This is a genomic window from Micromonospora sp. WMMD975 (assembly GCF_029581215.1).
Classification (GTDB): Bacteria; Actinomycetota; Actinomycetes; order Mycobacteriales; family Micromonosporaceae; genus Micromonospora.
In genome coordinates, this window is sequence record NZ_CP120739.1 from 6,782,792 (window position 1) to 6,793,026 (window position 10,235).

At 73.9% G+C, this 10,235-nt stretch carries 9 protein-coding genes; 5 read left to right on the forward strand and 4 right to left on the reverse strand.

The features are described 5' to 3' along the window. Positions 1 to 30: 30 nt before the first annotated feature. Positions 31 to 2,001, forward strand: coding sequence for an acetoacetate--CoA ligase (locus O7613_RS30680; protein WP_282291297.1), 1,971 nt, complete (start codon positions 31 to 33; stop codon positions 1,999 to 2,001). A 1-nt stretch (position 2,002) separates the two neighbouring features. Here the strand turns inward: O7613_RS30680 and O7613_RS30685 are convergent, their stop codons facing one another. Then, entirely contained in the window at positions 2,003 to 2,692 is a 690-nt protein-coding gene (locus tag O7613_RS30685; protein WP_282291299.1) for a TIGR03089 family protein, read from the reverse strand. 150 nt (positions 2,693 to 2,842) lie between these two features. Here O7613_RS30685 and O7613_RS30690 point away from each other — a divergent pair, with 150 nt between their 5' ends. Beyond that, entirely contained in the window at positions 2,843 to 3,988 is a 1,146-nt protein-coding gene (locus O7613_RS30690) for a glycosyltransferase family 1 protein (RefSeq protein ID WP_281584868.1), read from the forward strand. Between the two features lie 63 nt (positions 3,989 to 4,051). Beyond that, entirely contained in the window at positions 4,052 to 5,143 is a 1,092-nt protein-coding gene (locus O7613_RS30695) for a sugar phosphate nucleotidyltransferase (RefSeq protein ID WP_281584867.1), read from the forward strand. A gap of 36 nt (positions 5,144 to 5,179) precedes the next feature. Here the strand turns inward: O7613_RS30695 and O7613_RS30700 are convergent, their stop codons facing one another. Then, on the reverse strand, positions 5,180 to 5,752 hold the full coding sequence (locus O7613_RS30700) for an NUDIX hydrolase (protein ID WP_282291301.1): 573 nt from the start codon (positions 5,750 to 5,752) through the stop codon (positions 5,180 to 5,182). A gap of 39 nt (positions 5,753 to 5,791) precedes the next feature. Here O7613_RS30700 and O7613_RS30705 point away from each other — a divergent pair, with 39 nt between their 5' ends. Both O7613_RS30705 and O7613_RS30710 read left to right on the forward strand, forming a co-directional pair. Continuing rightward, positions 5,792 to 6,835, forward strand: coding sequence for a hypothetical protein (locus tag O7613_RS30705; protein WP_282291303.1), 1,044 nt, complete (start codon positions 5,792 to 5,794; stop codon positions 6,833 to 6,835). Between the two features lie 242 nt (positions 6,836 to 7,077). Beyond that, positions 7,078 to 8,076, forward strand: coding sequence for a winged helix-turn-helix domain-containing protein (locus O7613_RS30710; RefSeq protein WP_281584864.1), 999 nt, complete (start codon positions 7,078 to 7,080; stop codon positions 8,074 to 8,076). 50 nt (positions 8,077 to 8,126) lie between these two features. On the opposite strand, the gene O7613_RS30715 is transcribed toward O7613_RS30710, so the two are convergent. Further along, positions 8,127 to 9,212 carry a coenzyme F420-0:L-glutamate ligase gene (locus O7613_RS30715; RefSeq protein WP_281584863.1) on the reverse strand — a complete coding sequence of 362 codons (1,086 nt, stop codon included), beginning with the start codon at positions 9,210 to 9,212 and terminating at the stop codon, positions 8,127 to 8,129. Continuing rightward, on the reverse strand, positions 9,209 to 10,156 hold the full coding sequence (cofD, locus tag O7613_RS30720) for a 2-phospho-L-lactate transferase (RefSeq protein WP_281584862.1): 948 nt from the start codon (positions 10,154 to 10,156) through the stop codon (positions 9,209 to 9,211). Before cofD ends, O7613_RS30715 begins: the two co-directional genes overlap by 4 nt. Positions 10,157 to 10,235: the final 79 nt, after the last annotated feature.

Here is a 10,235-nt window from a genome sequence, read left to right on the forward strand (position 1 = left end):
TCGTGCCGGGCCTCAGGGGAGGTTGGAACAGTGGGTGACGTGCTGTGGACGCCGACGGCGGACGTGCGCGAACGGTCCCGGATCGGTGACTATCTGCGCTGGCTGGCCGCGCACCGGGGGCTGGAGTTCGCCGACTACGACGCGCTGTGGCAGTGGTCGGTCACCGACCTGGACGGGTTCTGGTCCTCGATCTGGGACTACTTCCAGGTGCTCGCACACACGCCCCCGACCGCAACGCTGGCCGGGAGGTCCATGCCCGGCGCCCGCTGGTTCCCCGGCGCGACGCTCAACTACGCCGAGAACGTGCTGCGCATGCCGGGTCTCGGCGACGACGACCCGGCGGTGATCGCGCACGGGCAGACCCGCGCGCCGGAGACGCTCACCGCGGCGCAGCTGCGCGAGCGGGTCCGCCGGGTGGCCGCCGGCCTGCGCCGGCTCGGCGTCGGCCCGGGCGACCGGGTCGCCGCGTACGCGCCGAACATCCCGGAGACGTACGTCCTGCTGCTCGCCACCGCCAGCCTGGGCGCGATCTTCTCCTCCTGCGCGCCGGAGTTCGGCACCCGCAGCGTCACCGACCGCTGGCAGCAGATCGAGCCGACGGTGCTGGTCGCGGTCGACGGCTACCGCTACGGTGACAAGCCGGTCGACAGGCGCGCCGAGGTGGCCGCCATCCGGGCCGCGCTGCCGTCGCTGCGGCACACCGTCGGCATCGCGTACCTCGATCCGGACGGCCCGGCCCCCGACGGCGCGCTCGCCTGGGCGGACCTGGCGGCGGAGACCGACGAGCCGTTGGCCTTCACGCCGGTGCCGTTCGACCACCCGCTGTACGTGCTCTACTCCTCCGGCACCACCGGCCTACCGAAGCCGATCGTGCACGGCCACGGCGGCATCCTGCTCGAACACCTGAAGATGCTGGCGTTGCACCACGACCTGGGGCCGGCGGACCGGTTCTTCTGGTTCACCACCACCGGCTGGATGATGTGGAACTTCCTGGTCTCCGGGCCGGCGGTGGGCGCGGCGATCGTGCTGTTCGACGGCAACCCGGGCCACCCGGACCTGGGCGCGTTGTGGCGGCTGGCGGCGGAGACCGGCACCACCTATTTCGGCACGTCGGCCCCGTTCCTGCTGGCGTGCCGCAAGGCCGGGCTGGTGCCGCGGGAGTTCGCCGACCTGTCCGCGCTGCGCGGTCTCGGCTCGACCGGCGCGCCGCTGCCCGCCGAGGGCTTCACCTGGGTGTACGGGAACGTCGGCGACCGTCTCCAACTCCAGTCGCTCTCCGGCGGCACGGATGTCTGCACCGGGTTCGTCGGTGGGGTGCCGCTGCTGCCGGTGCACGCCGGTGAGATCGCCTGCCGGGCGCTGGGCGCGAAGGTGGAGGCCCGCGCCGCCGACGGTTCGGCGGTCATCGGCCAGCTCGGCGAGCTGGTGATCACCGAGCCGATGCCGAGCATGCCGGTGGGGTTCTGGAACGACCCGGACGGCGCCCGCTACCGGGAGGCGTACTTCGAGGTCTATCCCGGGGTGTGGCGGCACGGCGACTGGATCACGGTGAACGAGCGCGGCGGCTGCGTCATCACCGGCCGGTCCGACGCCACGCTGAACCGGGGTGGGGTGCGGCTCGGCACCGCCGAGTTCTACTCCGTGGTGGAGGGCCTCGACGAGGTGGTCGACTCGGTGGTGGTGCACCTGGAGGACGACGAGGGCGGCGCGGGGGAGCTGCTGCTGTTCGTGGTGCTCGCCGACGGCCTGGAGCTGGACGACGAGATGCGGAAGAAGATCTGCCGCGAGCTGCGTACCGCCCTGTCGCCCCGGCACGTGCCGGACGAGATCCACCAGGTCCGCGCCGTGCCGCGCACGCTGAGCGCGAAGAAGCTGGAGGTGCCGGTCAAGAAGATCCTCACCGGCACCCCGGTCGACCGCGCCGCCGCGAAGGGCGCCCTGGCCAACCCGGAGTCCCTCACGGCCTTCGCCACGTTCGCCGAGCGCCGCGCCGCCCCCTGACCTAGGCCAGGGTGTGGGTGGCCTTCTCGGTCGCGGCGCGGGCGTCCAGTCGGGCGCGGTCGAGGTGGGCGCAGGGGACGACGCTGGCGGCGGCGGTCAGTGGGGTCAACAGCCAGTCGACCGGGTCGGGGTGCCGGGTCACGTCGACCAGGAGGCGGTCGCCGGCGGTGAGACCCAGCTCCGCGGCGCGGGCCTCCGCGCGGGCCAGCAGCGCCGCGTCCGCCGCACCACCCGAGGGGTACGGGGTGAAGTGGTCGCCGTGCCCGCGTACCGCCGCGACGAAGTCGGTGCAGCCGGCCGGCACCTGCCGCATCGGCAGCGCGAACGGGTCGAGCGCCAGGGCGTACCGCTCGCCGGCCGGCCACCGGCTCGCCTCGTCGACCCGGTCGACGGCGGTGAACAGCACCTCCACCGGGCCCGGGGTGTCGATCATGGTCAGTTTCGCCGACCAGCAGCCGAGCAGCACCGCGGCGGTCTGCCAGTGCGGCGGCAGCAGCACCCCGGCCGGGTCGCCGGGCGCACAGCCGGCCTCGTCGACGAGCAGATTGGCGGTCTTGGCGACCCAGTTCGCAAGCGTCGCGCCGGAAAGTTCGGTGCGTTCGCCGGTGGCGTCGTCGTACCAGGTCAGCAGCGGTCGGGTGGGGTCGGTCGCGATCGCGTCGGCGAACACCCGGGCAATGTTGTCGGCCATCGGCGCGAACGATACGCGCCCCGGGTACGTACTCGATGACAACGACAAGTCGGCGTACCGTCGGGTCGCAGTCAGCGTGGGACACCCCGTCCGGCGTAGGCTTGCCGACAGTGTTGTTCCCCACAAACGCGCCACCTGAGGAGTCGCCCCGTGACCGCCGGTCGCCCGCCCCGCGTTCTCATCGACGCCACGAGTGTCCCCGCCGATCGCGGCGGCGTCGGTAGATACGTCGACGGCCTGCTCGGCGCGCTCGGCCGGGTCTGCGGCGACGGCGTCGACCTGGCCGTGGTGAGCCTCCGCACCGACCTGGAGCGCTACACCCGGATGCTGCCCGGCGCCGAGATCATCCCCGCGCCGGCGGCGGTGGCGCACCGACCGGCCCGGCTCGCCTGGGAGCAGACCGGCCTGCCGCTGCTGGCCCAGCAGGTCAACGCGGAGGTGCTGCACTCGCCGTTCTACACCTGCCCACTGCGGGCCGGGTGTCCGGTGACGGTCACCGTGCACGACGCGACGTTCTTCACCGAGCCGGAGCACTACGACAAGTCGCGCCGGACGTTCTTCCGCAGCGCGATCAAGACCTCGCTGCGTCGCGCGGCCCGGGTGATCGTGCCGAGCAAGGCCACCCGGGACGAGCTGATCCGGCTGCTGGACGCCGACCCGACCCGGATCGACGTGGCCTATCACGGCGTCGACCAGGCAGCCTTCCACGCGCCGGGCGACGAGGAGAAGGCCCGCGTCCGGGCCCGGCTGGGGCTCGGCGACAACAGCTACGTCGCGTTCCTCGGGGCCAAGGAGCCGCGCAAGAACGTGCCCAACCTGATCCGCGGCTGGGCCCGGGCGGTGGCCGACCGGCCGAACCCGCCGGTGCTCGTGGTGGCCGGCGGCCAGGGGCACGACGACGACATCGATCGCGCGGTGGCCGAGGTCCCGTCGCACCTGCGGCTGCTCCGCCCGGGCTACCTGCGCTACGCCGACCTGCCCGGCTTCCTCGGCGGTGCGCTCGTCGCCGCCTACCCGTCGTACGGCGAGGGCTTCGGGCTGCCGATCCTGGAGGCGATGGCGTGCGCCGCGCCGGTGCTCACCACGCCCCGGCTCTCCCTGCCCGAGGTGGGTGGCGACGCGGTGGCGTACACAAGCGAGGACCCGGACCAGATCGCCACCGACCTGGGCGCCCTGCTCGACGACGAGCAGCGACGGCTCTCCCTGGCGAAGGCCGGGTTCGACCGGGCCAAGGAGTTCACCTGGGAGTCCAGCGCGGAAGTGCACATCGCCGCCTGGCGGCGGGCGCGTTCCTGAGCGTCCGCTGCGGATCCCCGGCGACGGCCGTGGCGGCTCGCCCGCTTCGGGCATGATGTGCTGATGTTCTACGCCGTCATCCCGGCGGGCGGCAGCGGCACAAGGTTGTGGCCGCTGTCCCGCGCGGGCCATCCCAAGTTTCTCCACCCGCTGACCGGCACCACCGCCTCGCTGTTGCAGGCCACGGTCGACCGGTTGGCGCCGTTGACCACACCGGAGCGCACGCTCGTGGTCACCGGGGCCGCGCACGCCGCGGCGGTGGCCCGGCAACTGGCTGGCCTGCCGGAGGAGAACGTCCTGGTGGAGCCGTCGCCGCGGGATTCCTGCGCGGCCATCGCGCTGGCAGCCGCGGTGATCGCCCAGCGTGCCCCGGCCGGGGTGATGGGCTCGTTCGCCGCCGACCACCTGATCGGTGACCCGACCCGTTGGGCCGAGGTGGTGCGGCAGGCGATCCGCGGCGCCGAGCAGGGGCTGCTGATGACGGTGGGCATCACCCCGACCCGGCCGGAGACCGGCTACGGCTACCTGGAGACCGGCGACCCGGTGGACGGCGGGCCGCTGCGTCCGGTACGCGAGTTCAAGGAGAAGCCCGCCGCCGAGGTGGCGGAGGTCTACGTCCGCTCCGGCCGGCATCTCTGGAACGCCGGCATGTTCGTGTGGCGGGTGGACGTCTTCCTGGCCGAGCTGGCCCGTCAGCAACCGGCACTGCACGCCGGGATCACCGCCATCGCGGCGGCCTGGGGCACCCCGGAACAGGACGACGTGCTCGGCACGGTGTGGCCGACGCTGCCGAAGATCTCGGTCGACTACGCGGTGATGGAGGGCGCGGCGACCGCCGGCCGGGTGGCCACCGTGCCGGGCGACTTCGGCTGGAACGACGTCGGCGACTTCCACACCCTCGGTGAGGTGCTGCCGACCGACGACGACGGCAACGTGGTGCTCGGCGGCGACGCGAAGCCGGGCGTGCTGCTGCACGACACCTCCGGGACGGTGGTGGTGCCGCACTCCGGCCGCCTCGTCGCCACGGTCGGCGTGCACGACCTGATCGTGGTGGACACTCCGGATGCCGTGTTCGTCTGTCCCCGGGACCGGGCGCAGGACGTGAAGAAGATCGTCGATCAGCTCAAGGAGCGCGGCGAGGAGGGCCTGATCTGAGGGCCGGTTTCGGCCCGTCGGCCGCCGGTGTGCGACTCAGCCGGCGGCCCGGCGGGCCAGGGCGGACAACGCCGGTGCCACCAGCTGGGCGGTCGCGTCGGCGAGCGGCTCGGGCAGCTCGTCCGGCGGGAACCAACCAAGCGCCTCGGACTCGTCACTGACCCGCTCCGTCGCTCCCGCCGGGGCGAAGACCGCGTACCGGACGTCGTAGTGCAGCGAGCCGCCCTGGCAGGCGACCGGATGGATGTCGACGTCGATCGGGTCGGGATCGAGCGTCAGGCCGGCGATCCCGGACTCCTCGGTGGCCTCGCGCAAGGCGGCTGCCGCAAGCGTCCGGTCGCCGGGCTCGCAGTGCCCGCCGAGCTGCACCCATCGCCGGAACTTGCCGTGCAGGCAGAGCAGCACCCGGTCGCCTGTGGAATCGAGGACCAGCGCGCTCGCGGTGACGTGCCCCGGCCGGTGCGCGCGGCCCATCGCCATCGGCCCGGCGGCCAGCAGCGTCAGGGTCCGGTCCCGGTGCGCGGCGGCGGCCGGGCTGGTCGCCGTCCAGCGGCTCAGCGCCGCGACGGCGTCGGCGTGCAGGTCGGCGTACGCGGTGAGATCAGACACCCCGACACTGTACGAGCGTCGTCTCCGTACCCTGACCCGGTGACCCTGCGACTCGTCGAGTTCCTGGTGGCTGGCAACGAGGCAAGTGACCTGCTGCCGGTCCGTTCGCCGGCGTTGCTGCGGGCCTACGGCGCGCGGCGTGGGTTCTGGACCGTGCTGGACGAGGGGCCGGTGGAGCAGTGCCTGGCGCTGCTGCTGGAGCGCGACGACGGCGAGTGGCTGGAGTACCACGTGCCGGCCGACGCGGGCCGGGAGAACGGCCGCACCGAGGACGGCGAGGCGCTCGCCCACCACGACGGCTGGGTGTACGTCTTCGGCTCGCACTTCGGGTCGAAGGCCGGGCCGCTGCGGCCCCGTCGCGCCTTCGTGGCCCGGTTCCGGGAGGACGACGCGGTGGCCGGGTCGCTCGCCGTGCATGTGGTCCGCAACCGCTTCCGGCTGCACCGGGCGATCAACGACGCGCTCGTCGCCGCCCCGCTGACCCCGCTGCCGCCCGGCGACCGGGTCCGGCAACGGTTCGTGGTGGAGACCGTGGCCCGGGGCGTCGCGCGGGCCAAGGGTTGGGTGAGCCGGCTGGCGGAGGACGACCTGCCCCTCAACGTCGAGGCGGCGGCGTTCACCCCGGCCGGGACGGTGCTGCTCGGGCTGCGTTTCCCGGTGACCGCCGCGGGCGAGCCGATCTACGTCGAGCTGGCCGGGGTGGCGGGGATGTTCGACGACGCCGACGTGGCGAGCTGGCCGCGGGCGCTCGGGGCGTACGCGCTGACCGGGGTGACGCCGGCCGGCGCGTTGGCCGGGTTCCGCGCGATCACGCCGACCGACGACGGCGGCTACGCGGCCGTGATCGGTTCGATCGACGCGCTGGGCAAGGGTTCGGTGCTGCTCGACGACCACCCGCACGGCGGTGAGGTGACGTCCCGGCACGTGCGGTTCCGGCACAGCTGGGGCGCGGACGCCCGGGTGGGCGCCGAGCTGGTGGCGGAGTTGGCGCCGTTCCATCACGTGGAAGGGCTGGCCGAGGTGGCGGGACGCTGCTATTACGTGACCGACGATGACCACCGGGTGGCGCTCTGGATCGGATGAGCGACGGCCGGACGGCACCCCTGCGGAGCGATCCGCAGACCCTCGTGGTGCCGTCCGGCCACGCCCGTCGACCGGCGACCGGGTCGGCATCGCGCCCCGGCGTCGGCGGGCAAGGGAGAGTTTGCCGAACCGGTACGCCCAACGTCGAGGTCTTTCACGTCTCGCTTAAAAATGGAGATTAGTGCCGGCGGGTAAAGTGCGAGGGGTGGCGGGCACCTCCGCCGTCCACCCGGGAGCGATCCATGTTGAAGATCATTTTCTCGCGCGAGGACATCCTGCGGACCCGGGTCGCCCCGGCCGCGGACCCGCTGTGGGAACTGGTTCTCAGCCTGCACCTGCTCCAGGGGCGCAGCCGTGACCCGCTGTCCACGACGTGGCGACGCGGCGTGGCGCGCGGTCTGCGGACCGACACCGGGGCCGAACGCTACCGGCTGCTCCTCGCGCTCAACCCGCCCCGTGGCTACTTTCCCGACTTCCTCACCCCGTCCGCCAGCCGGGACGGTTTCGAGGCCGGGCTGGAAGCGGTCCGCGGCACCCCGCTCGGCATGCTGCGCCGCGACCTGACCGTCCTGGCCGGAGAGACCTCGCTGCCGTCCTCGGCGACCGCGCTCGCCCGGGGTGAGCCCGAGGCGTTGCAGGACCTCACCGACACCATGGCGCGCTACCAGGCGCTCGCGGTCACCCCGTACTGGGCGCGGGTCCAGGCCGCCGTCGAGGCGGACCGGTCACGGCGCGCGCGGGCCATGCTCGACGGTGGCGCCGAGGGGCTGTTGGCCAGCCTGCGACCCACCATGCGGTGGGCCGACGGCGTGCTCGAGGTGCTCGACTACCCGGACACCCGGGAGCTGCACCTGGACGGCCGGGGCCTGCTGCTCGTACCGTCATTCTTCTGCACCGGCAACCCGGTGGCGCTGCTCGACCCGAGCCTGCCCCCGGTGCTGGTCTACCCGGTCGACCGGCTCGGCGGCCTCACCTCCGACACCGGCGGCAGCCGGGACGACGCCGCCGCCCAGCGCGAGGCGCTCGCCGCGCTGCTGGGTCGCACCCGCGCGGCGGTGCTCCAGGTCGCCGACGAGGGCTGCACGACCGGCGAGATGGCCCGGCGGCTGCGCATCTCCGCCGCCGCGGCCAGCCAACACACCTCGGTGCTGCGCAACGCCGGGCTGCTGGTCAGCCACCGGGACCGCAACACCGTGCTGCACACGCTGACGCCGCTGGGCCGCGCCGTCCTCGACGCCTGACCGACGCCGCTCGGCGGGTCACGCGGTCCGGGCGGTTCGCGCTCGGGCGGTCAGAGCGCCAGCGTGGCGCTGGCCGTGCTTCCCGCCGGGGGCGGCAGCAGGACCGACCCGACGCCCTCGGCGGCCAGCGCGGTGCGCAGGCGTTGCAGGTCGGCGCCGAACCGGACCAGGTCCGCCCGGTCGACCGGGGTCGGCGCCGCACCGAGCACCAGGCCGGTGGCGGTGGCCGGCCAGCCGGACACGGTGGCGGTGAATCCGGCGCGTACCTCCTCGTCGGTGACGTGGGTGAAGACGGTGCCGGGGGCGACCGCGTCGGCGACCACGGCGATCGCCCGGTCCACCGCGGCCGGGTCGGCCGGGGCCGGACCGGTCACGTCCGGCAGGGTGGCCGCCGCCCGCAGGCCGGCGGCCCGCGCCTCGGCCGTGCCGAGCGAGAAGAGGTCAAGCGAAGCGTCCCGCACGAGGGTCCGGGCGCCCTCGTCGTCGTCCCGGGTCGCGGTGAGGTAACCACGGACGACGGCGACCGGCACCTGATCGCACTTGCCCTTGATCAGCTCGCCGGCGCCGGCGAGTTCGTCGACCACGGCCATCTGGGTGAGATGGAGCTCGTTGCCGTACGGGTCGACCTCGCCTCGGTGGTCGCGGATCGCCGGCATCCCGGCCACCCCGAGCGCCACGTCGGTGAGCCCGTTGCGCCACGGGCGGCCCATGGTGTCGCTGACGACGACTGCGACGTCGAGGCCGTACCGCTCGCGCAGTGCCGCCCGCAACGCGCGGGCCGAGGCGTCCGGATCCACCGGGAGCAGCACCAGCCGGGTCTTGTCCACGTTCGAGGCGTCGATGCCGGCGGAGGCCATCACGAACCCGTGGTGGGTCTGCACGATCCGGGTCCCGCCCCGGGTGGCGACCACCCGGGCGGTCTCGGTGGCCAGCACGCGGTCCCGCTCGGCGAGGCGTTCCGGGCCGTCCGCCGGCACGTCCACCAGCCGGCCCTCCGCCTTGGAGACGATCTTGCTGGTGACCACCAGCACGTCGCCGTCGCGCAGCCAGGGCGCCGCACCGGCGATCAGCGCCGCCAGATCGTCGCCCTCGGTCACGTGGCCGATGCCCGGCACCGGCAGGATCTCCAGCTTCACATCAACTCCAGCGCGGCGCGCACCATCGCGGCGGTCGCCGCCTCGTCGGTCATCCGCAGCGGCGCCGAGCGGACCACCACGCCCGGCACCGCGGCGCCCTCGTCCTCCTCGGCGACCAGCCAGCCGTCGAGCAGGCCCCCGGCGGAGCGGGCGCCGTAGAGGCCACCCACGCCGGTCGCGCTGCACTCGACCCCGAGCACGGCCAGGCAACGGTCGGCCATCCCGCGTACCGGCGCGCCGCCGATGATCGGCGACACCCCGATCACCGGCGCGGGGCCGCCGACCACCGCGTCACGCAGGCCCGGCACGGCCAGTACCGGCGCGACGCTCACCACCGGGTTGCTCGGCGCGATCAGCACCACGTCCGCGGCGGCGAGCGCCTCGACCACGCCCGGCGCCGGCTTCGCCGCCTCCGCGCCCACGAACACGAACCGCTGCGTCGGTACGTCGGCGCGGTGGCGCACCCACCACTCCTGGAAGTGGATCGCCCGCTGCCCCTGCCCGTCGGAGATGACGGCGTGGGTCTCCAGGCGCTCGTCGGTCGCCGGCAGCAGGCGTACGCCCGGCTGCCAGCGGCTGGCCAGCGCCTCGGTGACCTGGGACAGCGGGTAGCCGGCGTTGAGCATCGTGGTGCGGACCAGATGGGTGGCGAGATCCTTGTCGCCGAGGCCGAACCAGCTCGGCTCCGCGCCGTACGCGGCCAGCTCGGCCTTGACCGTCCAGGTCTCACCCGCCCGGCCCCAGCCACGCTCCGGGTCGGCGCCGCCACCGAGCGTGTAGAGCACACTGTCCAGATCCGGGCAGACCTTCAACCCGTGCAGCAGGAGATCGTCGCCCACGTTGACCACGGCGGTCACCTCGGCGCCCACCTCCCGGGCGTACGCCCGGACGCCGAGCAGGAAGCGGGCGCCCCCGATGCCGCCGGTCAGTACCACGATGCGCATGCCGTCCATCCTTCCGCACGTGCCGCCGTCGATCGCCCGGTGGCCGGAGAGACTAGGCTCACTTCGCCAACTGTCCGCT